The sequence below is a fragment of the Streptomyces sp. NPDC046881 genome (genome assembly GCF_040645015.1).
Taxonomy (GTDB): domain Bacteria; phylum Actinomycetota; class Actinomycetes; order Streptomycetales; family Streptomycetaceae; genus Streptomyces.
The window spans coordinates 44,991-67,818 of the sequence record NZ_JBEYXJ010000021.1; the positions used below are offsets into that span (position 1 = coordinate 44,991).

A 22,828-nucleotide genomic window follows, 5' to 3' on the forward strand; every position below is an offset into this window, starting at 1 on the left:
CCTTCCACCGGGGTCTGCCGCGCTCGGTTCGTTCATTGAATCGAGCGTTCACCGTCACCGTAGCACCCTGGGTTCGTTGACTGAACCCATGTCCGCCAAGTGGTTACAGTGGAGGACATGGCACTGGGTAAGGACTACGTGACGCAGGAGTGCTCGATCGCCCGCGCGCTGGAGGTCGTGGGCGAGCGGTGGACGCTGCTCGTCGTCCGCGACGCGATCTACGGCGTCCGGCGCTACAACGACTTCCTCGTCCACCTCGGCATCCCGCGCGCCGTCCTGTCCGCCCGGCTCCGGACGCTCACCGAGGAGGGCATCCTCGAAAGGCGCCGGTACCAGGAGTCGCCGCCCCGGGACGAGTACGTCGTCACCGAAAGCGGTGCCGCCCTCTGGCCCGTGCTGCGCGCCCTCGGCCACTGGGGCCGCGAGCACGTCGACGCCGGCCGGCTGCGTTCCTTCCGGCACGCGGACTGCGGCGGGGACATCGAGCCGCTGGGGAAGTGCGCGGCGTGCGGAACTCTCGTGCCGGTCGCGGACGTTGTGATGGTGCCGGGGCCGGAACTGGACCCCGCCCCGGCGGATCCGGTCAGCAGGGCGCTGCTGCGGCCCAAGCGGTTGCTGGAGCCCCTGGAGACCGATCCGGTGCACCTGGCACACTGACGTACAGTCATACGGAAGGTAGTCGTACGACGGACCGTCATGCGACGGGCAGTCACACGAAGGGGGGAGTGCTGATGACCGGCCGTGTCGCCGTCGCGCGCCCCCTCGCCCTCCTGCTGCTCCTGGCGCAGCTGCTGCTGCTCCAGGCCGCGCTCCTCGGCACCGGCGGCCTCAGCACCGCCGTCGCCCTCGCCGCGACCGCCACCGCGGCCGCCGCGCTCGCCGCCTGCGCCCTGCTGGCCGCGCGCAGCGTGCCCGCCGTACCGCCCACCCGCGTCCGCACCGCGATACGCGACCGGGCCCGCCGTACGGCCTTCCTGCCCCAGCGCGATCCCGACGCGCCCGGCCGGCGGCGGCCCCGAGCACCCGGCCACGCCGGTCCGGCGACCGCCGCGTAGGGCACGTCTTCGCACCTCTTCCGCACGTGACCCCGCGCGGGTCGTCCTGCCGTTCTCCGCTCCTTTCGGCACGACGAGACCCCCGGAGGGCTCACCCATGTCCGTTTTCGCCCGTCTGGTCGAGCACCTGGCCGACCTGCTCACCCCGCTCTTCCACGCCTCCGCGGCGGCCGCCGCGATCGTCCTGTTCACCGCGCTCGTACGGCTCCTCGTCCACCCGCTGTCCCGGGCCGCCGCCCGCGGCCGGCGCGCCCGCGCCGCACTCCAGCCGAGAATCACCGCACTGCGCGAGAAGCACGCCGGGAACCCGCAGCGGCTCCAGCAGGCGGTGCTGGAACTGCACGCCGAGGAGAAGGTCTCGCCGCTCTCCGGCTGCCTGCCCAGCCTGCTCCAGGTGCCCGCCTTCTTCCTGCTCTACCACCTCTTCTCCAGCTCCACGATCGGCGGCGAGGACAACGCCCTGCTCGGCCACCGGCTGTTCGCGGCACCGCTCGGCGGACGCTGGGCGGACGCGCTGACGGACGGCGGGGCGTTCGGCCCGGCCGGAGTCGTCTACCTCGGCCTCTTCGCCGTCGTCGCGGCCGTCGCCGCCGTCAACTTCCGGCGTGCCCGGCGGATGCTCGCCGAGCAGCCCGCCCCGGCCGCCGCCGACGGCCAGGTGCCCGGTCTCGCCGCCGTCACCCGGGTCACCCCGTTCCTGTCCTTCTTCACCCTCGTCACCGTGGCGGTCGTCCCGCTCGCCGCCGCGCTGTACGTCGTCACCAGCACCGCCTGGAGCGCGGCGGAACAGGCGCTGCTGTCCCGCTGAGCGGTCCCGGGCGTCCGGTTGCGGTCCAGTACGTGAACAGGGTCTTGCGGACTGGACCACCGAATTGGAGGATCAGCCAGTCCTCCGATGGCTGCACCCGTCGGCGGGCGCCCGCGATCGAGGGAGATGGTGACCATGAAGCTGCTGCGAGTCGGTACGGCAGGGGCCGAGCGTCCCGCGCTGCTCGACGCCCGGGGGACCCTCAGGGACCTGTCGGGCCTCGTGGACGACATCGACGGCGCGCTCCTCGCCGACGACACCGCGCTCGACCGGGTGCGGGCGGCGGCCGAGTCCGGTGAGCTGCCCGCGCTGGACGCGGCCGGACTCCGGATCGGCCCCCCGCTCGGCCGCATCGGCAAGATCGTGTGCATCGGCCTCAACTACCACGACCACGCCCGCGAGACGGGCGTCGAGGCGCCGCCGGAGCCGGTGGTCTTCCTCAAGGCGCCGGACACGGTCGTCGGGCCGCACGACACGGTGCTGGTGCCGCGCGGCTCGGTGAAGACCGACTGGGAGGTCGAACTCGCGGTCGTCATCGGCCGCACGGCCCGCTACCTGGACTCCGCCGAGGAGGGCCTCGCGCACGTCGCCGGGTACGCGGTGGCGCACGACGTCTCCGAGCGCGAGTTCCAGATCGAGCGCGGCGGCACCTGGGACAAGGGCAAGAACTGCGAGACGTTCAACCCGCTGGGGCCGTGGCTGGTGACGGCCGACGAGGTCCCGGACCCGCAGCGGCTGCCGCTGCGGCTGTGGGTGAACGGGGAGCTGAAGCAGGACGGTACGACGGCCGACCAGATCTTCCCCGTGGGCGAGGTCGTGCGGTACCTCAGCCGGTTCATGACGCTGTACCCCGGGGACGTCGTCAGCACGGGGACGCCGGCGGGGGTGGCCATGGGGCGGCCCGAGCCGAAGCCGTACCTGAGGGCCGGGGACGTGGTCGAGCTGGAGATCGAGGGGCTCGGACGGCAGCGGCAGGAACTGAAGGACGCCTGACGGGCGGGGGCGCGCGTCGGACACGGCCCGCGCCCCGGCCCGGCGGACTCACCCCAGCAGGGAAGCCAGCCGGCGCCATTCCTCCCTGGGGAGGACCGTGCCGGTGGCCGGTGTCACCACCTGGAGGGCGACGTGGTCGGCGCCCGCCTCGTGGAAGGCGGTGATGCGCTCGCGGATCCGGGACTCGTCGCCCCAGGCGAAGACCGCGTCGACGAGGTGGTCGCTGCCGCCGTCGGCGACGTCGTCCTCGGAGAAGCCCAGGCGCAGGAAGTTGTTGGTGTAGTTGGGGAGTTCGAGGTAGCGGCCCAGGTAGGCGCGGGCCGTCTCGCGGGCGCGGGCCGGGTCGGCCTCCAGGACCACCTTGAACTCCGGGGCCAGCAGCACCTCGTCGCCCAGGATCTCGCGGGCCTGCGCGGTGTGCTCGGGCGTGACCAGGTAGGGGATCGCGCCGGCCGCGCGGTCGCGGGACAGGCCCAGCATCTTCGGGCCCAGCGCGGCGAGCACGCGGCGGCCGGCGGGGACGCCCGCCTTGTCCAGCTCGTCGAGGTATCCGGTCATGGCCGCGTACGGGCGGTGGTAGCCCTCCACCCGCGGGCCGTGGCTCACGCCGAGACCCAGGACGAAGCGGCCGGGATGGGCCGTCTCCACCTCGGCGAAGGAGGCCGCGGTGGTGGCGGCGTCCTGCTGCCAGACGCTCTGGATGCTGGTACCGACGGTGATGCGGCGCGTCGCGCCGATGAGCGGGGCCGCGTGGGCGGCGGTGCTGTTGCCGCCCAGCCAGAGGGCGCCGTAGCCGAGCTCCTCCAACTCGGCCGCGGCCTCGTCCAGTTCGCCGCGCCGGGCCGGGTCCTCCGAGCGCAGCTCGACGCTCCAGACGCCGTGGCGGCCGACGGTCTCCTTCAGCGAGGTGGTCATCCGGTGTGATCCCTCCGGTGGTGTGCGGTGCCGTGATCATCACGTCTTCCGTCACTGCCAACCGGAGGGGTACCTCCGTGATTCCCGCCGTTCGCTCAACCGGCGGAACGGCCGAGGAACTTCTCCAGCCCCTCCACCACGAACCGGTGGTCCTCCAGCTGGGGCAGGCCGGAGACGGTCACCGCGCCGATCACGCCCACGCCCTCGACCGTGATCGGGAAGGACCCGCCGTGGGCGGCGTACTCGTCGGGGTCCAGGCGGGAGGCCTCCTCGAAGGTCGTGCCCTTGGCGCGGAAGCGGGCGCCGACCAGGTAGGAGGCGGCGCGGTAGCGCTCCACCACCCGGCGCTTGCGGCCGATCCAGGCGTCCTGCTCCGGCGCGGTGCCCGGCAGGGCGGCGTGGAAGAGCTGCTGGCCGGCGCGGTGGATGTCGATGGAGATCGGCAGCCGGCGCTCCCGGGCCAGCTCGACCAGCAGGGAGCCGAGGGCCCAGGCGTCCTCGTGGGTGAACCGCCGGAAGACCAGCCGGCGTTCCTGGTCCTCCAGCTCCTCCAGGCTCGGGGCGAGTTCGGGCGTGGTCTGCGAGTGCTGCATCAGAGGGTCACCGTCACCTTGTCTCGGGCGGACCTGCGGGCCGCTTCCAGTACGTCGAGTGCGGCGGCCGCCTCCAGGGCGGTCACCGGGTTGGGGCCGGTGCCGCGCAGGGCGGCGGCGACGGCCGCGTAGTACGCGGGGTAGTCGCCCGGCAGGGTCGGTACCGGAGTGCCGCCGCCGGACAGCGGGGACTCGCCGGAGCCGATACGGCCCCACAGGGACTGGTCCTCCGCGCCCCAGTCGGCGACGGTACCGGGACGGCTGCCCTCGCGCAGGGCCGCCTCCTGGGGGTCCAGACCGTACTTGACGTACCCCGCGCGGGAGCCCAGTACGCGGAAGCGGGGGCCGAGCTGGGCGGTCGTCGCGGAGACGTAGAGGTGGGAGCGGACACCGCTCGCGTGGGTGAGCGCGATGAAGGTGTCGTCGTCGGTCTCGGCGCCCGGGCGGCGGATGTCCGTCTCGGCGTAGACCTCGGTGGCCGGACCGAAGAGGACCAGGGCCTGGTCGACGACGTGGCTGCCGAGGTCGTAGAGCAGACCTCCGATCTCTGCGGGGTCGCCGGACTCGCGCCAGCCGCCCTTGGGCTGGGGGCGCCAGCGCTCGAAGCGGGACTCGAAGCGCCAGGCGTCGCCGAGTGCGCCGTCCGCGAGGAGGTGGCTCAGGGTCAGGAAGTCGTTGTCCCAGCGGCGGTTCTGGAAGACCGACAGGAGCAGGCCGCGCTCGTCGGCGAGGGCGGCCAGCTCGCGGGCCTCGGCCGCGGTGCCGGCCACCGGCTTGTCCACGACGACCGGAAGACCGGCCTCCAGGGCGGCCGTGGCCAGCGGGACGTGCGTCTTGTTCGGGGAGGCGACGACGACCAGGTCCAGCTCGTCCGCGCGGTCGAACAGCTCCTCGGCACGGGCGGCCAGCCGCACGTCCGGGAACTCGGCGCGGGCCTGCTGCTGCCGCTCCGGGCTGGAGGTGACCACGGTGTCCAGGGCGAGGCCCTCGGTGGCGGCGATCAGCGGGGCGTGGAAGACGGAGCCGGCGAGGCCGTAGCCGATCAGGCCGACGCGGAGGGGGGTAGCAGTCATGCCTCCTACTTTGGCAACGCTGTTGCGAAAGTGCAAGCGGTGCGGACAATGGGGGTGTGAAGAGGGTGAGCGTGGGGACGACGGGGACGGGACCGAGGGGCGGGGTGTCCGCGGGGGCGAACCTCGGGGTGCTGCGCAGCCACAACACCGCGCTGGTGCTGGGGCTGCTGCGGGACGCCGGGGCCGAGGGCATCAGCCGGCTGGAACTCGCCGAGCGCACCGGGCTGACCCCGCAGGCCGTCAGCAAGATCACCGCGAGGCTGCGGGAGCAGGGGCTGGCCGCGGAGGCCGGCCGCCGGGCGTCGACCGGGGGCAAGCCGCGGACCGTGCTGCGGCTGGTGCCGGAGGCGGGGCACGCGGTCGGGGTGCACCTGGACCGCGACGCACTGCGGGTGGTGCTCGTGGATCTGGACGGGGCCGTGGTGGCGGAGCTGTGCGGGGAACTGGATCTCGGGGCGGGCGCGGAGGCCGTGCTGGGGGCGGTGTGCGCGGGGGTGCGGGAGGTGGCCGGGGGGCTGGGGGCCGCTGCCCTGGACGCGGGCGGACCCGCCCGGGCGGTCTCGTTGCTGGGGGTGGGGGTGGCGCTGCCGGGGCCCCTGGACCATGCGCGCGGGGTGCTGCACCGGGTCACCGGGTTCCCTGAGTGGGACGGCTTCCCGCTGCGGGACGCGCTCGCGGAACGGCTCGGGCTGCCGGTGGTGGTGGACAAGGACACCAACGCGGCGGCGCTCGGACTGGCGGTCGGGGACGGGGAGGGCGTCGCCGGCGGGTCCTTCGCCTACCTGCACCTCGGTACCGGGCTCGGGGCCGGACTGGTGATCGGCGGGAGCGTGCACCGGGGGGTGCGGACCGGGGCGGGGGAGTTCGGGCACCAGGTGATCCAGCTGGACGGACCGCGGTGCGAGTGCGGGAACCGGGGGTGCGTGGAGGTCCTGTGCCTCGGTGCCGTCGCACGGGGGGAGGTGGCCGAGGCGGCGCGTGTCCTGGGGGTCGCCGCCGGGAACCTGGTGGGCCTGCTGGACATCGACACGGTGCTGCTCGGCGGGCGGACCGTCGCCGGGGCACCCGAGGCGTACGTACGCGGCGTGAGCGAGGTGCTGGGCGCCCGGGCGCACCGGGAGGGCACAACCGAGGCCCCCGTCCCGGTACGGGTCGCTCCGCGGGGGGAGCGGGTGGTGGCCGAGGGGGCGGCACAGTTGCTGCTGGCGCCGCTGTTCGGCCGGGCCGCGTGACGGGTCTGCCGAGCCCGCTCCGGTAGCCGGGCGGGGAGTCTTCCGTGCCGGCGGCACCGCAGTGCCCCGAGAGGGACGCGGGCGACCTTCGAGGCCGGCGGCACCGCAGTACGCCCAGGGGCGCGGGAAACTGCGCAACCGGCCACCGCGGGCCCGCACGGTGGCGGCGGCCGGTACCGCCGCGGCGCCGTCGGCCACGACCGCACCGCTCCGCTGATCGAGCGGACTCCGGCCCCACCCCCGGCGCGGCGCCGCCCGCCCCCCGCCCCGCCCGGCATGCTCATGTGTTCATGCGACTATGCACGTCCCCGTCCCCGTCCCCGTCCCCGTCCCCGTCCCTCCGCCTCGCCGCAGCCGTCGCCACCGCAGCCGTCGTCCCCGTCGTCGCCCCCCTGTCGCCGGACTCCGCCCACGCCGACACGACGACGCCCCCGTCCTGCGCCGCCGCCGACACGCGGACCTTCCCGCTGGCCACCCGCATCCGCGGCGGCCCCCGCTCCTACGAGGCCGGCGGCGGGTACGGCACCTGGTACATCGACCTGACCAACACCACCCGTGAGACCTGCGCCGGCATCCACCCGGTCGTGGTCCTCGTCGACGACGAGCGCTCCCTGCGACCGGACCAGCCCCAGCTGGACTTCTACGACGGCTCCACGCCCCGGCCGGTGGCCTTCGAGACCACCGACGAGCAGGAACTGGTCGGGGTGCTGGACGGCAGCGGGTTCGCCGGGTTCACCGTGCCGCCGGGCAAGACCGTCAGCGTCCGGGTCCGGCTGGCGCTCCCCTCCGACGCCGTGGCCGACCAGGTCACCGCCAACGCGGCCGTCGTACAGCGGAGGGGCCAGGACGGGGACTGGGTCGGCGAGTCCAACGCGTACCGCTTCGGTATCGGCCGGGAAGGCGAGCAGGACACCCCGGAGACCAAGGAGGTGCAGCAGACCGAGGAGGCGCAGGAGGCCGAGGCCGCGCAGGAAGCCGAGGCCGCGCAGGAGACGCGGGGGGTGCGGGAGACGCAGGGCGTGCCGGAGTCCGGTACCGCGCAGCAGACCGGGGACGTGCCGACCGCCCCGTCCGGCACCGCGTCGCCCACCGCCTCCGGCACCGACGCCCCGGACGACTCCTCGCCCGCGCTCGCCCAGCAGGCCGAGGACGCCGGCGAGCGGGCGCACGAGCTGGCCCGCACCGGCCCGGACCTCACCCACGGCCTCCTCGCGGCCCTGGCCCTCCTCGGCGTGGGCGCCGGCGCCTACCTCCTGCTCCGCACCCGCGGCTGACCCGGCCCCGCAGCGGCTCCGTCCCCACGCGGCCGGGACATCGCCGAGCGGCCCGACGCGACCCGCGAGACCGTGCGGGAGAGCCGGTACCGGAGAGGCGCGGGCGGCGTCGAGGGACAGGCGCCGCAGGGCCCGGCCGTCGTCCCCCGCAGGTCAGGCGAGGGCGCGCGCCGGGAGGGGCGGACGGCAGGCCGTACGGGCGTCACCCCCGACCGATCCCCGCGCCCGAGGCACTCACCGCCGGGTTCCGGATCACCCCGGGCGAGCCCGTGCGGCACCCGAAGCCGATGCCGCCCACCGCCGACGAGCGGGGCCGCCCACAGCGCGCGTACGCCGTCCGTCGCGAGGTGCCCGCGCCGGACTCGGCCTTCTCTGCTGCTCACCGTAGACGGGCGGGGCCGCCCGGAGCGCGCGTACGCGGCCCGTCGGGAGGTGCCCGCGCCGGACTCGGCCTTCTCTGCTGCTCACCGCCGACGAGCGGGACCGCCCGGAGCGCGCGTACGCGGCCCGTCGGGAGGTGCCCGCGCCGGACTCGGCCTTCTCTGCTGCTCACCGTAGACGGGCGGGACCGCCCGCAGCGCGCATACGCCGCCCGTCGCGTGGGTATCCGGGCCGGACCCGGCGCTCTGCGCAGCCCACCCGCTCGACCCCGTCGCCGTGCCCGGCCGCCGGTCCTGCCCGTCGGGGAGCGTGTGATCGACGGGGTCAGGATCGCGCCCTCCTGACTAGGCTGGGGGCGTCGGTACGCCGTGGTTCCGGCGCCCCCGCTTTCCGACCGTACGTACGCCAGGAGACGCACAGCATGGCAGACCGCAAGCCCATAGAGTCATGGCTCACCGACATGGACGGCGTCCTGATCCACGAGGGTGTCCCGATCCCCGGCGCCGAAGCCTTCCTGAAGGCGCTGCGCGAGTCCGGCCGGCCCTTCCTGGTGCTCACCAACAACTCCATCTACACCGCCCGTGACCTGCACGCCCGGCTGCGCCGGATGGGTCTGGACGTGCCGGTGGAGAACATCTGGACCTCGGCCCTGGCCACCGCCCAGTTCCTGGACGACCAGCGGCCCGGCGGCACCGCCTACGTCATCGGCGAGGCCGGCCTGACCACCGCCCTGCACGACATCGGCTACATCCTCACCGACCACGACCCCGACTTCGTGATCCTCGGCGAGACCCGCACGTACTCCTTCGAGGCCCTGACCAAGGCCGTCCGGCTCATCAACAACGGCGCCCGGTTCATCGCCACCAACCCCGACAACGTCGGCCCGTCCACCGAGGGTGACCTGCCCGCCACCGGCTCGGTGGCCGCCCTGATCACCGCGGCGACCGGCAAGAAGCCGTACTTCGTCGGCAAGCCGAACCCGCTGATGATGCGGGCCGGGCTGAACGCGATCGGCGCCCACTCCGAGACCTCCGCGATGATCGGCGACCGCATGGACACCGACGTGCTCGCGGGCCTGGAGGCCGGGATGCGTACGTTCCTGGTGCTGAGCGGGGTGACCCAGCCGGACGACGTCGACCGCTACCCCTTCCGCCCGTCCCGGGTGGTCGACTCCATCGCGGACCTGGTCGACCTGGTCTGAGCCGGCCCCGGTGACCCTGCCGGGCCGGCCCGGCCGAAACCAGGCGTCACCCGTTCGGAGCAACAGGGCGCCTCCCGAGGATGCGGGGGCGCCCGGTCCGGGGGAGTCTCCAGGTACTGGAGGTTCACGATGGGCTCACTACGCCTCACACTCTGTACCGGACTCCTCGTCGCGGCCGCGTCCGCCGCGGTCGTCCCGGTGGCCCACGCGGCGGACGGCGGCTCGGTCGGCGTGACCCCCGCCGTCCCGGCGCCGGGTGACGACATCACCCTGCGGGTCAGCGGCTGCACCGGCGAGCAGGGCACCGCCGCCTCGTCCGCCTTCGTCGCCGACGCCCGGCTGACCGAAGCCCAGGGCAGCCTGACCGGCGAGACCCGGGTCCGCTCCGCCCTGACCCCCGGCGCCTACACCGTGAAGGTCAGCTGCGCCGGCAACGTGCGCACCGGCACGATCACGGTCACGGAGGCGGGCGGCACCGGCCGCGCGGAAGAGTCCGTCGAGCCCCGCGCCGGCAGCGCCTCGCCCGTCGCGCCGGTCCCCGCGGGCGGCGGCGGCACCGCGCACTTCGCCACGGTGGCCACCAGCGGCTCCGGCCCCGACACCCTGCAGGCGGTGACCGGCCTCGCGCTCGCCGGGATCGCCGCGGTCGCCGTCGGGCTGCGCGCCCGCCGGAGCCGCGATCCCCGCTGAGCCCCGCCATGTCTGAGGACGACGGGCGCACCACCGGCACCGGGCGGCTCGTCACCGGCCTGGCCTGGGCCCTGCTGCTGTTCGGGCTGTGGCTGTGGGGACGCGGGGTGACGGATGCGGACGCGGGCGGGCCGGCCGCCGGCGACGTCCTCGCCATCGGCCGGGACGCCGACCCCGCCCGGCTGCCGCGCCCGGCGCAACCCCTGGCCGGTGCGGTGCCCCAGCGCGTCGACATCCCCCGGCTGGGTATCCAGGCCCCGGTGGTGGCCCGCGGCCTGGACGCCCACGGCGCGGTGGACCCGCCGCCGTACGACCAGGCGGGCGTCGTCGGCTGGTACGGCGCCGGTCCCGAACCCGGCGCGGCCGGCGCGGCCCTGCTGGTGGGCCACGTCGACACCGCGACCCGGCCCGCCGTCTTCTACCGGCTCAGCACCCTCGAGCCCGGCGGGACGGTCCGGGTCTTCCGCGCGGACGGCAAGGTCGCCGAGTTCACCGTCGACGACATCCGCGTCCTGTCCCGCGACACCTTCGACGCCCACCAGGCCTACGGCCCCCGGGTCCCCGGCCGCGCCGAACTCCGCCTGATCACCTGCGGCGGCACCTTCGACCGCGCCACCGGCAGCTACACGGCGAACGTGGTCGTCTCGGCGTACCTCACCCGCACGACGGGCTGAACCCCCACCGGGCCCACCCCCGGCCGGTCAGCCCTGGGCCGCCGCCACCGGGGACAGGCGGCTGCGCAGGTTGCCGAAGTGGTCGCGTATGGCCCGTTCCGCGCGCAGGGAGTCACCGGAGCGCACCGCGTCCAGGATCTCCCGGTGCTGGCGGCAGGTGACCCGCGGATCCTGTGGCACCTCCACGAGGTCCTGCTGCACCCGGTGGAAGGCGTCCCAGAAGGCCTCCAGCACCTCGCCGAGCAGCACGTTGTCCAGCCCCCGGTAGAGCGTGGCGTGAAAGGCGCGGTCGGTCTCGGCCAGTCCGGTGCCCTCGGCGGCCTCCCGCTCCATGCGCTCCACGAGCGCCTCCAGCGCCACGAGGTCCGCCTCCGACAGCCGCCCGGCCAGCCGTGACACCAGCCCGGTCTCGACGGCCTCGCGCAGCTCCAGCAGCTGGAGCAGGGAGTCCTCGCCGCGGTAGTGGCCGGCGACGGTCCGGAAGGCCAGCCCCTCGATCATCGGCGCGAACGACATCGAGCCGACGTACGTACCGAACCCGTGCCGGATCTCCACGATGCCCATCGCCTGGAGCGCCTTCAACGCCTCCCGCACCGAGTTCCGGCTCGCCCCGAGGAGCCGCATCAGCTCCGGCTCGGTGGGCAGCGGGGCGCCCGAGGGCAGCCGCTGGTCCACGATCAGCTTCTTGATCCGCTCCTGAAGGTCCCGGGCTGCCATGGCGAGAGGGTATCCGGCCATTCGGGCGGAGGGCATACGAAAGGCCCCCCGCTTCCGCGAGGGGCCTTCCGGTCGGTGCGCCGCCAGGGACTCGAACCCCGGACCCGCTGATTAAGAGTCAGCTGCTCTAACCAACTGAGCTAGCGGCGCCTGCTGACACGGAAAACTCTACCCGACCCCCAGGGGTGCTCCTGACCACCGGGAGGGGGCGGAGCGGCCACCCGGGGGGTCGTGTACATCATTCGGACCGTCAAAATGCGCGTTCCGTACCCAGTTGGGAAACTGATCAACGTGCACACTCGCGGACAAACCACCCCCGAATGTGAGGCAGATCGCATGGCCGCTCCCGTGTTCGAGGACATCGACCCGGCGAGCGGCTGCGACTGTCGCGGCTGCGCCCACGAGCGTCCGGCCCTCCGTCCCCTGTCCGGCCGTAGCCGTCCGGCGGCCCGTGGAGTGGTGGTCGTGGCCGCCGCGTCCGCCGTCCTCGGCACGGTCCCGCAGGCCGCCGCCCTCACCCCCGACCACTCCCCGCACCGCCAGGCCCTGCCCGGCGACGGCGAACCCGACACCCCCCAGGGCGCCAAGGCCCCGCTGCACGGCCCGGCGGGCAAGCCCGGGGGGTCCCCGACCGCCCCGCTCCCCGCCACCACCCGGACGGCGATCATCAACCGCGCCAAGGTCTGGGTCGCCGCGCAGGTGCCGTACAGCATGTACGCCTTCTGGTCCGACGGTTACCGGCAGGACTGCTCCGGCTATGTCTCCATGGCCTGGGGGCTGCCGAACAACGAGTGGACCGGCAGCCTCGGCGAGTTCGGCGTGAAGATCACCAAGGAGGAGCTGCAACCCGGCGACATCCTGCTGTACCACAACCCCGACAACCCCGAGAAAGGCTCCCACGTCGTGATCTTCGGCGGCTGGACGGACTACACGCACACCTACTACACGGTCTACGAGCAGACGCCCCCGCACACCCGCCGCCAGACCACGCCCTACCCCTACTGGAGCAACGCCACCAAGTACGTCCCCTACCGCTACAAGGGCCTGACCAAGGCCGCGGCCGCCACCGGGCCGGCGCCCGGCGGGAAGGCGGTGGTGGCCTACCCGGGCGCGGCCTACTTCGGCCCAGGCGCCCGCAACAAGTACGTCACCCTGCTCGGCCAGATGCTGATCGCCAGGGGCGCGCGCTCCTCCTACGCCCAGGGGCCCGGACCGGTCTGGGGCGAGGCCGACCGGCGCGCCACCCAGGCCTTCCAGCGGGCCCAGGGCTGGACGGGCGCCGACGCCGACGGCATCCCCGGCCGGCGCACCTGGGAACTGCTGGCCACGGGCCAGGGCAAGGACGTCACGGCCGCCGGACCCGCCTCGCACGGGGTCCCCGGCTATCCCGGCCGGCAGTACTTCCGGCCGGGCCAGAGCAACGACCACATCACCCGGCTCGGCGCCCAGCTGGTGAAGAAAGGATTCGGCCGGTTCTACGGCCTCGGCCCCGGCCCGCACTGGGGCGAGGCGGACCGGCGGGCCGTCGAGGCCTTCCAGCGCGCCCAGGGCTGGCGCGGCGGCGCGGCGGACGGCTACCCCGGACCGGAGACCTGGCGCCGCCTGTTCGCCTGACCGGGCCCCCACCCCACCCCTTTTCCCGTTCATGACGCGTCTGGCGCGGAGGCTGGAGCACGCATGAGTACGACCGCATCCCACACGCCGCCCGGATCCGAGGGGCAGTCGGACGGCGTGGCCGCCGGCCCCGGCACCCGGCCGGCCCGCCTGATCCAGAACGAGGCGACCACCGAGATCCCCGTCCACCTGCTCTTCCGGGACGACCCCGACCCGGTGAAGGTGCCGCTCCGGCCGGCCGTGGTGGCCCGCCGGCAGGGCACCGGCGAACAGCCGCGCCAACGGCGCCCGGTGCCGGTGCGCAGGCGCCCGCTGCCGGAGACCGACCCGGAGCTGGCGGAACGCCCGGCACGGGTGCTGCCCGGCGCGGCCGGGGTGCTCGCCGGGGCCTGCGGGGTCACCGGCTGCCTGGCCACCACCTGGTGGGCGGGACTGCTGCCGCCGCTGGCCACCGAGGCGCTGCGGCTGCCGGCGTCCACGGGCGCCGGTCTCGGTCCCGCGCACTGGGCCGCGTACGCCGGGGCCGGGATGCTCGGGGCGTTCGGTTTCGGCGGGCTGGCCCGGGGACGGGCCGGACGGGCGTGGGTGCTGGGCCTGTTCGGGCGGTACCGGGGGACGGTCCGGCGCACCGGGCTGCTGTGGGTGAACCCGCTGGTGCTGCGCCGCCGGGTGGACGTGCGGCTGCGGCACTGGCGCAGCGAGGCGATGCCGGCGACGGACCCCGACGGGGTGGCGCTGCGCGTGGTGGTGCTGGTGGTGTGGCGGGTGCGGGACACCGCGCGGGCCCTGCTCGGCATCGACGACCACGAGACCTATCTGCGCGAGTGCGTGGAGGCGGCGCTGGCCCGGGTGCCGGTGGAGCCGGCGGGCGGGACGCGGGGCGGGACGACGGCGGCCGGGGACGCGCTGACCCGGCTGGTGGCGACGGAGACCGCGCCGGTCGGCGTGGAGGTGTTCTCGGTGCAGCCGGTCCGGGTGGACTACGCCCCCGAGGTGGCCGCCGGGATGCACCGGCGCCGGATCGCGGCGCTGGACGCCCGGCAGCGGGCCAGCATGCTCAGCTCGGTGGTGGACTCGGTGGAGGACACGGTGACCCGGCTGACCATGCGCGGCCTGGTCGAACTGGACGACTACGAGCGCAAGGTGCTGGTCCGTGACCTGACGGTGGCGTTCTGCTCGGGGCGCGGGGAGCCGGTGTAGGAGCGGACGCACAGAGGGTTCGCGATTGGTATGGACATGTTCAACTAGCGGCAATAATCTGAGACTTGGTCTAGACCTAACCTGCACGGCTCACCGAACTCCCCACGTTCCCCAGGAGCGGCAGCATGCGCACCAAGACCAAGTTGTCCGCGGTCGTGCTGGGCGCGGTCACCGCGGGAGCCTTCGCGCTCTCCACCGGCGGCGCCAGCGGGCACGGCTACACCGACCTCCCCATCAGCAGGCAGAAGCTCTGTCAGAACGGCACCGTCGCCAACTGCGGCCAGATCCAGTGGGAGCCGCAGAGCGTCGAGGGTCCCAAGGGCTTCCCGGCCGCGGGGCCCGCCGACGGGCAGCTCTGCAACGCGGGCCTGGGCCAGTTCGCCCCGCTCAGCTCGCCGAGGACGCCGTCCGGCGCGGCCTGGCCCACCACCAGGGTGACGGGCGGCCAGTCGTACACGTTCCGCTGGCAGTTCACCGCCATGCACGCCACGACGGACTTCAAGTACTACATCACCAAGCCGGGCTGGAACCAGAACCACAACCTCGCCCGCTCGGACCTCAACCTCACCCCGTTCCTGACGGTGCCCTACAACGGCCAGCGCCCGCCGGCCACCCTCAGCCACAGCGGCACCCTGCCGAGCGGACTGAGCGGGCACCACGTCATCCTCGCGGTGTGGACGATCGCCGACACGGGCAACGCGTTCTACGCCTGCTCGGACGTCACCTTCTGATCCGCGTTCCGGTACGGGACGGAAACTGAGGTTCCCTTGAGGGCCGGCGCCCCACGCGCCGGGTAGGTTCCCGCCACACCGCTCGACCGGGAGCGGCGGACCTTCCTCGGGGGAACCTCATGTTCGAGTCGCTCTTCTACGCCGTCCCCGCCCTCATGCTCGCGGGCATCGCCTTCGCCGCGTACCTGCTGGTCCGCCGTGCCCGGCGGATCAGCAGGACGTGGGCGCACGGCCTCACCGCCGAGGCGCGCTGCCTGCGGATGTTCACGACCACCAGCGGAGGCGGCGGGGACACCTCCGTGCACACGACGGTGCACCACGTCTACGAGTTCACCACCCGCGAGGGCCGCACGGTGCGCTTCGAGGAGGAGAACGGTCCCGCCACCGTCCTGGAGGGCGACTTCGTGACCGTGCGCTACCTGCCGGAGCTTCCCCAGCGCGCCACCGCGCTGCCCCCGGCGCGCGGCAGGCTCGCCGCCGGCACCGGCGCCGGTCTGGTCCTCCTCGGCGTGGCCGGCGCCTTCTGCATCGGCTTCATGGCCGTGGCCCACATGATGTTCTCCGAGCCCGGCGGCATGATGCCGTAGCCCTCCAGGGCCACCCCGGCGCCGGCGGCCGATGCCGGTGACGAACAAGATCGAACGGGCCCGGCTGCGGCGGGAGGGCTGTGCGTGCGCCGACCCGGTGTGGTGGCGGCCGCCGGGGGAGGAGGCGTACCGGGACGCTGACCACCGAGGACGCCGAAGGCCCCTCGCTTCCGCGAGGGGCCTTCGATCACGTGCGCCGCCAGGGACTCGAACCCCGGACCCGCTGATTAAGAGTCAGCTGCTCTAACCAACTGAGCTAGCGGCGCATGACTCCCGCCTGCCTCGGTTTTTCCTCCGCGGCCGGCGACGAAGAAAATACTACCTGGTCCCGAGGGGTGCTCGTGACCACGGCCGGAGCTAGAGCGTCAGCGACAGCACCACCGGAGCCGCGCTCCGGTTCAGGGTCTCCGCCGCCTGCTTCAGCCGGTGCGCGTGCTCCACCGGGAGCGACACGGCCAGGCAGCCCACCGAGGACCCCGCGGTGAGCGGCACCGCCGCGCAGACCGTGCCGACCGCGTACTCCTGGAGGTCCAGGACCGGCACCGTCGGCGGCTGCGACTCCAGCCGGGACAGCAGCAGCTTGTCGCTGGTGATCGTCCGCGAGGTCAGACGGGCCATCTTGTGCCGGGAGAGGTGGTCGCGGCGGGCGTTGTGGTCCAGCTGGGTCAGCAGGCTCTTGCCGACGGCGGTGGCGTGGGCGGAGAAGCGGAAGTCCACCCACTCGTTGACCGCCGGGGTGGCCGGCCCGGCGGCGTACTGGGTGACGCGGACCTCGCCGTCGAGGTACCGGCTGAGGTAGACCGCCGCGCCGACCGAGTCGCGCAGCCGGTCCAGGGTCTGCTGGAGCTTGTCGCGCAGGGCCCGCTCCCGGTCGTGCGCCGAGGTGAGCCGGCGCAGGGTGTCGCCGGTGACGTACGCGCCGTCGGTGATCTGCTCGACGTAGCCCTCGCGGCGCAGCATCCGCAGCAGGGCGGTGAGCCGCTCGGCGCCGAGGCCGGTGCGGCGGGCCAGCTGGGTGTCGGTGACGCCGGCGGAGTGCCGGGCCACGGTCTCCAGCACGCGCAGCGCGTCCTGGGCGGAGTGGTACGGGGCGGTCGGCTCGATCCTCATGTCGGTCCCCTCGGCCACGATCCGGGTCGGCGGATCGTCTCCACGATAGCCGCGAAAGGACCGCGGACGAGAGGGGGTTGGCGAGATTGTCCGGGCGCGCCCGGGCCCCCAACTGGGGTGGTGATCCTCTGGCATATGCCAGAGTCATGCCCCAGTGAGTGGACCTCGGCTCTTCCCGCCCGGACCCCGCGCCCTCACAGGACCGCGCTGATGAATTCCCGGGTGCGTCGCTGCTCCGGGTCGCCGAAGATCTGCTCCGGCGGCCCGGCCTCGATGACCCGGCCCCCGTCGAACATCAGGACCTGGTCGGAGATGTCCCGGGCGAAGCCCATCTCGTGCGTCACGCACAGCATCGTGATGTCGGTGCTGCGGGCGATGTCGCGGAGCAGGTCGAGCACGCCCGCGACCAGCTCCGGGTCGAGCGCGGAGGTCACCTCGTCCAGCAGCAGCACCCGCGGCCGCATCGCCAGCGCCCGGGCGATCGCCACCCGCTGCTGCTGTCCGCCGGACAGCCGGGTCGGCTTCGCGTCGCACTTGTCGGCCAGGCCCACCAGGTCCAGCAGCTCCCGGGCCCGCGCCTCGGCCTCGTCCTTCGACAGGCCGAGCACCCGCACCGGCGCCTCGGTGAGATTGCGCAGCACCGACATGTTCGGGAACAGGTTGAACTGCTGGAACACCATCCCGATCTTCTTGCGGACCTCCCGCACCTGCTTCTCCGGCGCCGGGAACAGCCGCCGGCCGTCCACGGTGATCGTGCCCTCGTCCGGCTTCGCGAGGGTCATCAGGAGTCTGAGGATCGTGGTCTTGCCGGACCCGGAGGGACCGATCAGGGTGACGTGCCGGCCCGCGTCCACGGACAGGTCCAGGCCGTCGAGGACGGTGTTGTCCCCGAACCGCTTGGTCACGCCCTCCAGGCGGATCAGCTCGGTCGGCTGGGTGCCGGTCACGGCCGGCTGCTTGCTGGTCTCAACGGACAAGGCGTCGCTCCAGGGTGCGCAGACAAAGGGAGGCCAGGTACGAGACGACGACGAAGGCGACCCCGATCACCGTCAGTGGCTCGGTGAACTGGAAGTGCTGCTGGGAGACGAGCCGCGCCCGGCCCAGCATCTCCAGCACGCCGATGGTCATCAGCATCGGCGTGTCCTTCAGCATCGCGATGACGTAGTTGCCGAGCGGCGGCACCACCCGGCGGACCGCCTGCGGCAGGATCACCGCCGTCCAGGTGCGCCGCACCGGCAGGCTGAGCGCCGTCGCGGCCTCCCACTGGCCCGGCGGCACCGCCTCGATACCGGCCCGGTAGACCTGCATCGTGTACGTCGAGTAGTGCAGCCCGAGCCCGAGGACCCCGGTGATCAGCGGAGACAGGGTCACGCCCGCCTCCGGCAGCACGTAGAACAGGAAGAACAGCTGCACCAGCAGCGGGGTGTCCCGCACGAACTCGGTGAAGACCCCCACCGGCCAGCGCACCCACCGGGTCGGCGTGCGCAGCAGCAGGGTCCACACCAGGCCCAGCGCGAACGAGATCAGCGACCCCAGGGCCAGCGCCTCCAGGGTGACGACCAGGCCCTTCCAGAAGTACGGCAGGAAGTCGGACACGGCTCCCCAGTCCCAGTTCACCGGGCCACCTCCGCCTTCAGCCGGCGCTCCAGCACCCGCATGCCGCGGGTCAGCAGGAACGCGATCACGAAATAGATCAGCAGCAGGTACGCGTAGATCTGGCCGCTCTGCTGGAGCGCGAGGCGCACCAGGTTGCCGCTGAACGCCAGGTCGCCCATGCCCGTGATGGACACCAGCGCGGTGCCCTTGAGCAGCTCGACCAGCAGGTTGGAGAAGGACGGGATCATCTCCGGCACCGCCTGCGGCAGCAGGACCAGCCGCAGCCGCTGCCAGGGCGAGAAGCCGAGCGCGATCCCGCCCTCCCGCTGGGCCGGGTCCACCGCGGCCAGCGCGCCGCGCACGATCTCCGAGCCGTACGCGCCGTAGGTCAGGCCCAGCGCGAGCGTGCCGGCCCACATCGGCACCAGCTGCCAGCCGAAGGCGACCGGCAGCACGAAGAACACCCAGAAGATCATCACCAGCGCCGAGATGCCGCGGAACACCTCGGTGTAGAGGCCCGCGAAGAAGCGGACGAGCCGCGAGCGGTGGGTGCGCGCGGCACCGACGACGAAGGAGACCACGAGGGTGAGCAGCGCGCTGTACACCAGCAACTGCACCGTGGTGCCCAAGCCTTGGAGGACGAGTCCCCAGAGTCCCGCAGTCATCAGCCGCACAACTCCTTCGCGGTCAGGGTCGTCATCTCGGCCTTGGTGAAACCGAAGGGCCGGACGATCCGGTACAGCTCCCCGCTGCGGCGCAGCTTGTGCAGCTCGGCGTTGAAGGCGTCCCGCAGCCGGGTCTCGGCCGGCCGGAACGCGAACGCCCCGCCGTCCGCCTTCGGCTTGCCGTCGACGAGCGCGACGAACGGCTCGGTCGACTCGGCCCCGGCGGAGCCCCGGGCGACGAGCCGGGCGGTGACGGCCGTGGCCGCGAACAGGTCCACCCGCCCGGACTCCACCGCGTTCAGCCCGGCGACCTGGTCCGGGACGATCACGAGGTCGTTCTCCTTGTACCCCGCCTCCACGGCGTGCTGGATCTGCGCGTACCCGGTCCCGGTGGCCACCTTGGCGTGCCTGCGCAGCGCGTCCGCGTAGGTGCGCAGGCCCAGCGGGTTGCCCTTGCGGACGATGAAGGCGTCCGGCATCCGGTAGTCCGGATCGGCGAAGATCACCTGTTCGCAGCGGTCCGGAGTGACGTACATCCCCGCGGCCACCACGTCGAACTGCTGCGACTTCAGCCCCGGGATCAGCGAGCCGAACTCGGTCGGCACCGGCTGCACCCGGTCCACGCCGAGCCGCTTGAAGACCGCCCGCGCCAGCTCGGGCGCCTCCCCGGTGAGCTTCCCGTTCCTGTCGATGTACCCGAAGGGGATCTCCCCGGCGATCCCGAGCCGTACGACACCCAGCGCGCGCAGCCGCTCCAGCAGATCGCCGCCGCCCTTGCCGGACGCCGACGCCACCCGGGTGCAGCCCGCCGCGCCCAGCGCGCCGAACGCGGCGAGACCCGCCAGCACCGAGCGCCGGGTGTGTCTGTGTTCCGGCCGGATCGTGTGTACGTCGTTGCCAAGTGGTCGAGCCATGGCGGCGCGGCTACCCAAGCGCATTCGGGCTATGCACCCTGTTTTTCCCGGCCGAACGATGCGTCACCGTCCCGCCGACCCGGCGCAACACGCACCGCACGGCACGCCCGTTGACCGACCGCGCGCCCCTGACCTGCGCGGCCGTGGGAAAGGCGCTGCCGCTCACCGGCGAGGGCGGCCACGCCGGGTCCGCGCGCAACGAGATCTGTGCCCTCTTCCCGCCCTTCGCCTCCACGGAACCCCCACCGGAGCACCCGACGGTCACCCCGATCGGCCCAGGCGTGCGACGACCCGTGGCGCAGCGGGGCGGCGGGGGAGACCCTCAGCTCCCGGCGTGCCCGACGGTCCCGGACAGGGGAAGACCGGCCTCGTACAACGCGTGCGCGGCCCGCAGCACCAGATCGTCCCGGTGCCGCGCGGCGACGATCTGCATCCCCACCGGCAGACCCGCCCCGTCCCGCCCCACCGGCACGCTCGCCGCGGGCTGCTGGGTCAGGTTGAACGGATAGGTGAACGGGGTCCACCCCGTCCAGCGCCGGAACACCGACCCCTTCGGCACCTCCGGCCCCGCCTCGAACGCGGTCAGCGGCAGTGTCGGTGTCACCAGCAGGTCGTAGCGCTCGTGGAAGCGTCCCATCCGCCGCCCGAGGCTCATCCGGACGTCCACCGCGGCCAGGTACTCCAGCGCGCTCATCCGGGCGCCCTGCGCGCAGATCTCCCGCAGCCCGGGGTCCAGCAGCTGCCGGCGGCGCGGTGAGAAGTTCTGCGTCAGCCGGGCCGCGCCGGTGAACCACAGGGTGTGGAAGGCGTCCACCGGATCACTGAAGTCGGGGTCGGTCTCCTCGACGTACGCCCCCAGCCCGGCCAGGCAGGCCACCGCCCGCCGCACCGCGGCGGCGACCGCCGGCTGGACCGCGACCTGCCCGCCCAGCGTCGGCGAGTACGCCACCCGCAGCCCCCGCACGCCCCCCTGCAGCGCCTGTCGGAAGGAGCCCGGCGCGGGCGGCAGCGCCGACCAGTCGCGCGGGTCGGGCGTGCCGATCACATCGAGCAGCAGGGCCGCGTCGGCCGCGTCCCGGGTCATCGGCCCGGTGTGCGACAGCGTCCCGAAGGCGCTCGCCGGATACAGCGGCACCCTGCCGTACGTCGGCTTCAGCCCGAAGATCCCGCAGAACGCGGCCGGGATGCGGATGCTGCCGCCGCCGTCCGTGCCCAGCGACAGCGGGCCCGCGCCGAGCGCCACGGCCGCCGCGCTGCCGCCGCTGGAGCCGCCGGCGGTGCGCGTGGTGTCGTGGGGATTGCGGGTGATCCCGGTCAGCGGGGAGTCGGTGACGCCCTTCCAGCCGTACTCGGGCGTGGTCGTCTTGCCGAGGAACACCGCGCCGTGCTCGCGCAGCCGGGCCACCGGCGGCGCGTCCTCGTCCCAGCTCCCCTGCTCGCCGACGGTCCTCGAGCCGCGCAGGGTGGGATGGCCGCGCAGCAGCAGGACGTCCTTGACCGTCACCGGCACCCCGTCGACCAGCCCGGCCGGCTCCCCGCGCCGCCAGCGGGCCTCCGACTCCCGGGCCCGGGCGCGCGCGTCCTCCTCGGTGAGCCGTACGAACGCGTTCACCTCCGGCCCCCCGGCCCGCGCCCGCTCCAGCGCCTCCTCGGTGACCTCCACCGGGCTGAACTCGCCCTTGCGGTAACCGTCCAGGAGCCGGCCGGCGGTCAGGTCGGTGAGCTGCATGCACCCTCCAGGGGTCGGTGACAGGCGTTCAGTGGCCGGGCACGTAACCACGCGTCTTGTCGACCACGTTCGGCAGCGACCTGCCCGCCGCCCACCGCTCGTACGATTCCACGAACTGCGCGCCGAGTTCGTCCCGCCAGCCGATCGTGTCGCCGCTCATGTGCGGGGACACGATCAGCCCCGGCAGCTCCCACAGCGGGCTGTCCCCGGGCAGCGGTTCGGTGGCGAACACGTCCAGCGCCGCGCCCGCGATCCAGCGCCGGGACAGCGCCAGCGCGAGGGCCTCCTCGTCGACCAGGGCACCCCGGCCGACGTTCACGAAGAACGCCGAGGGCTGCATCACGCCGAACCGGCGGGCGTCGAACATGCGGTACGTCTGCTCGGTCAGCGGGGCCGCCACGATCACCCAGTCCGCGCGGGAGACCAGCCGGTCCAGGTCGTCCGGTCCGTGGACGCCGGTCCGCGGCACCCGGCCGACCAGCGCCGTCGTCACGCCCAGCGCCTTCAGCGTGCGGGCGATCGCCCGGCCGATCGGGCCCGAGCCGACCACGCACGCGCGCGTGCCCGCCACCCGCCGGGTCTCCCGGTGCCGCCAGGTCCGCTCCCGCTGGTACTCCAGCGTGCGCGGCAGGTCCTTGGCGACCGCCAGCACCAGGGCCGCCACGTACTCGGCGATCGGCTGGTCGAAGATCCCGCGCGCGTTGGTCACCACCGTGTCCGACGCGGCCAGCTCCGGGCACATCAGATGGTCCACGCCCGCGCTCGCCGTGTGCACCCAGCGCGGCCGCGGCCCGTCCCCGGGCCACGCCTCGCGCACCGCGGGCGAGGTGAAGTCCCACACCAGCAGCACGTCCGCGGTGGGCAGCCGCTCGGCCAGGTGCGCCGCGTCCGTGTGCACGATCCGGGCGCGCCCGGTGAGGCGGCCGAGCCGGGGCGGCGGATCGGCGTCGAGGACCAGCACAGTGGGGACGGTCGGCGTCATGCGGGGCGGCTCCCGGCGTCTGACATGCGCGGATTGACCACGCTCGCACCCGAACCCACCTTCGTCAACACGGGCGTCCCCACGATCCGTTGCC

24 protein-coding genes, 2 tRNA genes and 2 pseudogenes are annotated in these 22,828 nt (G+C 73.8%); 15 read left to right on the forward strand and 13 right to left on the reverse strand.

The window, feature by feature from the left end; all coding sequences use genetic code 11:
- The first annotated feature begins 108 nt into the window (after positions 1 to 108).
- The 4 genes from ABZ923_RS13415 (at position 109) to ABZ923_RS13430 (ending at position 2,856) form a co-directional block, all read left to right on the forward strand.
- A complete protein-coding gene (locus ABZ923_RS13415; RefSeq protein ID WP_361470578.1) occupies positions 109 to 657 on the forward strand; it encodes a helix-turn-helix domain-containing protein in 549 nt (182 codons plus the stop codon).
- Between the two features lie 74 nt (positions 658 to 731).
- The gene (locus tag ABZ923_RS13420) at positions 732 to 1,055 is read left to right on the forward strand and encodes a DUF6412 domain-containing protein (protein ID WP_361470497.1); all 324 of its coding nucleotides are present in this window, start codon (positions 732 to 734) and stop codon (positions 1,053 to 1,055) included.
- A 97-nt stretch (positions 1,056 to 1,152) separates the two neighbouring features.
- Positions 1,153 to 1,863, forward strand: coding sequence for a membrane protein insertase YidC (yidC, locus tag ABZ923_RS13425; protein ID WP_361470499.1), 711 nt, complete (start codon positions 1,153 to 1,155; stop codon positions 1,861 to 1,863).
- A 135-nt stretch (positions 1,864 to 1,998) separates the two neighbouring features.
- On the forward strand, positions 1,999 to 2,856 hold the full coding sequence (locus ABZ923_RS13430; RefSeq protein WP_361470500.1) for a fumarylacetoacetate hydrolase family protein: 858 nt from the start codon (positions 1,999 to 2,001) through the stop codon (positions 2,854 to 2,856).
- Positions 2,857 to 2,904: 48 nt separating this feature from the next.
- On the opposite strand, the gene ABZ923_RS13435 is transcribed toward ABZ923_RS13430, so the two are convergent.
- The 3 genes from ABZ923_RS13435 to ABZ923_RS13445 all read right to left on the reverse strand — a co-directional run bounded on the left by ABZ923_RS13435 (position 2,905) and on the right by ABZ923_RS13445 (position 5,437).
- Positions 2,905 to 3,771 (reverse strand): LLM class F420-dependent oxidoreductase, encoded by an 867-nt coding sequence (locus tag ABZ923_RS13435; RefSeq protein WP_361470501.1) that lies wholly within the window; start codon positions 3,769 to 3,771, stop codon positions 2,905 to 2,907.
- 95 nt (positions 3,772 to 3,866) lie between these two features.
- The gene (locus ABZ923_RS13440) at positions 3,867 to 4,364 is read right to left on the reverse strand and encodes a heme-degrading domain-containing protein (protein WP_361470503.1); all 498 of its coding nucleotides are present in this window, start codon (positions 4,362 to 4,364) and stop codon (positions 3,867 to 3,869) included.
- A complete protein-coding gene (locus ABZ923_RS13445; RefSeq protein WP_361470505.1) occupies positions 4,364 to 5,437 on the reverse strand; it encodes a Gfo/Idh/MocA family oxidoreductase in 1,074 nt (357 codons plus the stop codon). Before ABZ923_RS13445 ends, ABZ923_RS13440 begins: the two co-directional genes overlap by 1 nt.
- Positions 5,438 to 5,493: 56 nt before the next feature.
- Between ABZ923_RS13445 and ABZ923_RS13450 the strand changes: the two genes are divergently transcribed.
- The 5 genes from ABZ923_RS13450 to ABZ923_RS13470 all read left to right on the forward strand — a co-directional run bounded on the left by ABZ923_RS13450 (position 5,494) and on the right by ABZ923_RS13470 (position 10,889).
- Complete coding sequence (locus ABZ923_RS13450; RefSeq protein WP_361470507.1) at positions 5,494 to 6,669, forward strand: ROK family transcriptional regulator; 1,176 nt, start codon at positions 5,494 to 5,496, stop codon at positions 6,667 to 6,669.
- 290 nt (positions 6,670 to 6,959) lie between these two features.
- Positions 6,960 to 7,943 carry a hypothetical protein gene (locus tag ABZ923_RS13455; RefSeq protein ID WP_361470508.1) on the forward strand — a complete coding sequence of 328 codons (984 nt, stop codon included), beginning with the start codon at positions 6,960 to 6,962 and terminating at the stop codon, positions 7,941 to 7,943.
- A gap of 802 nt (positions 7,944 to 8,745) precedes the next feature.
- Positions 8,746 to 9,525: an HAD-IIA family hydrolase gene (locus tag ABZ923_RS13460; protein WP_361470509.1), complete on the forward strand. Its 780-nt coding sequence runs from the start codon at positions 8,746 to 8,748 to the stop codon at positions 9,523 to 9,525.
- Positions 9,526 to 9,654: 129 nt separating this feature from the next.
- Positions 9,655 to 10,215: a hypothetical protein gene (locus tag ABZ923_RS13465; protein ID WP_361470510.1), complete on the forward strand. Its 561-nt coding sequence runs from the start codon at positions 9,655 to 9,657 to the stop codon at positions 10,213 to 10,215.
- Between the two features lie 8 nt (positions 10,216 to 10,223).
- A complete protein-coding gene (locus tag ABZ923_RS13470) occupies positions 10,224 to 10,889 on the forward strand; it encodes a class F sortase (RefSeq protein WP_361470512.1) in 666 nt (221 codons plus the stop codon).
- Between the two features lie 27 nt (positions 10,890 to 10,916).
- Here the strand turns inward: ABZ923_RS13470 and ABZ923_RS13475 are convergent, their stop codons facing one another.
- A complete protein-coding gene (locus ABZ923_RS13475) occupies positions 10,917 to 11,606 on the reverse strand; it encodes a FadR/GntR family transcriptional regulator (protein ID WP_361470514.1) in 690 nt (229 codons plus the stop codon).
- A gap of 76 nt (positions 11,607 to 11,682) precedes the next feature.
- A tRNA-Lys gene (locus ABZ923_RS13480) sits at positions 11,683 to 11,756 on the reverse strand.
- 186 nt (positions 11,757 to 11,942) lie between these two features.
- Here ABZ923_RS13480 and ABZ923_RS13485 point away from each other — a divergent pair.
- From ABZ923_RS13485 to ABZ923_RS13505, 5 genes and pseudogenes are all read left to right on the forward strand, one after another.
- Positions 11,943 to 13,220: a peptidoglycan-binding protein gene (locus ABZ923_RS13485; RefSeq protein ID WP_361470516.1), complete on the forward strand. Its 1,278-nt coding sequence runs from the start codon at positions 11,943 to 11,945 to the stop codon at positions 13,218 to 13,220.
- 63 nt (positions 13,221 to 13,283) lie between these two features.
- Positions 13,284 to 14,420 (forward strand): SPFH domain-containing protein, encoded by a 1,137-nt coding sequence (locus ABZ923_RS13490; protein WP_361470517.1) that lies wholly within the window; start codon positions 13,284 to 13,286, stop codon positions 14,418 to 14,420.
- A 125-nt stretch (positions 14,421 to 14,545) separates the two neighbouring features.
- Positions 14,546 to 15,151, forward strand: coding sequence for a lytic polysaccharide monooxygenase (locus ABZ923_RS13495; protein ID WP_361470518.1), 606 nt, complete (start codon positions 14,546 to 14,548; stop codon positions 15,149 to 15,151).
- 119 nt (positions 15,152 to 15,270) lie between these two features.
- A complete protein-coding gene (locus tag ABZ923_RS13500) occupies positions 15,271 to 15,738 on the forward strand; it encodes a DUF3592 domain-containing protein (protein WP_361470520.1) in 468 nt (155 codons plus the stop codon).
- Between the two features lie 31 nt (positions 15,739 to 15,769).
- Positions 15,770 to 15,965, forward strand: a pseudogene (locus ABZ923_RS13505) (acyl-CoA synthetase); the annotation flags it as partial.
- Here ABZ923_RS13505 and ABZ923_RS13510 read toward each other — a convergent pair.
- From ABZ923_RS13510 to ehuB, 6 genes are all read right to left on the reverse strand, one after another.
- A tRNA-Lys gene (locus ABZ923_RS13510) sits at positions 15,931 to 16,004 on the reverse strand. The pseudogene ABZ923_RS13505 and the gene ABZ923_RS13510 sit on opposite strands and share 35 nt — an antisense overlap.
- A 91-nt stretch (positions 16,005 to 16,095) precedes the next feature.
- Positions 16,096 to 16,848, reverse strand: a complete 753-nt coding sequence (locus ABZ923_RS13515) for an IclR family transcriptional regulator C-terminal domain-containing protein (protein WP_361470521.1) — start codon at positions 16,846 to 16,848, stop codon at positions 16,096 to 16,098.
- 194 nt (positions 16,849 to 17,042) lie between these two features.
- Complete coding sequence (gene ehuA, locus ABZ923_RS13520) at positions 17,043 to 17,825, reverse strand: ectoine/hydroxyectoine ABC transporter ATP-binding protein EhuA (RefSeq protein WP_361470523.1); 783 nt, start codon at positions 17,823 to 17,825, stop codon at positions 17,043 to 17,045.
- Complete coding sequence (gene ehuD, locus ABZ923_RS13525; protein WP_361470525.1) at positions 17,815 to 18,465, reverse strand: ectoine/hydroxyectoine ABC transporter permease subunit EhuD; 651 nt, start codon at positions 18,463 to 18,465, stop codon at positions 17,815 to 17,817. Before ehuD ends, ehuA begins: the two co-directional genes overlap by 11 nt.
- On the reverse strand, positions 18,462 to 19,109 hold the full coding sequence (gene ehuC, locus ABZ923_RS13530; RefSeq protein WP_361470527.1) for an ectoine/hydroxyectoine ABC transporter permease subunit EhuC: 648 nt from the start codon (positions 19,107 to 19,109) through the stop codon (positions 18,462 to 18,464). Before ehuC ends, ehuD begins: the two co-directional genes overlap by 4 nt.
- Positions 19,109 to 20,023: an ectoine/hydroxyectoine ABC transporter substrate-binding protein EhuB gene (ehuB, locus tag ABZ923_RS13535; protein ID WP_361470529.1), complete on the reverse strand. Its 915-nt coding sequence runs from the start codon at positions 20,021 to 20,023 to the stop codon at positions 19,109 to 19,111. Before ehuB ends, ehuC begins: the two co-directional genes overlap by 1 nt.
- A gap of 143 nt (positions 20,024 to 20,166) precedes the next feature.
- Here ehuB and ABZ923_RS13540 point away from each other — a divergent pair.
- Positions 20,167 to 20,235, forward strand: a pseudogene (locus tag ABZ923_RS13540) (hypothetical protein); the annotation flags it as partial.
- Positions 20,236 to 20,345: 110 nt separating this feature from the next.
- On the opposite strand, the gene ABZ923_RS13545 reads toward ABZ923_RS13540, so the two are convergent.
- Both ABZ923_RS13545 and ABZ923_RS13550 read right to left on the reverse strand, forming a co-directional pair.
- On the reverse strand, positions 20,346 to 21,752 hold the full coding sequence (locus tag ABZ923_RS13545) for an amidase (RefSeq protein WP_361470531.1): 1,407 nt from the start codon (positions 21,750 to 21,752) through the stop codon (positions 20,346 to 20,348).
- Between the two features lie 28 nt (positions 21,753 to 21,780).
- Positions 21,781 to 22,734, reverse strand: a complete 954-nt coding sequence (locus ABZ923_RS13550) for a D-2-hydroxyacid dehydrogenase (protein ID WP_361470532.1) — start codon at positions 22,732 to 22,734, stop codon at positions 21,781 to 21,783.
- Positions 22,735 to 22,828 lie beyond the last annotated feature (94 nt).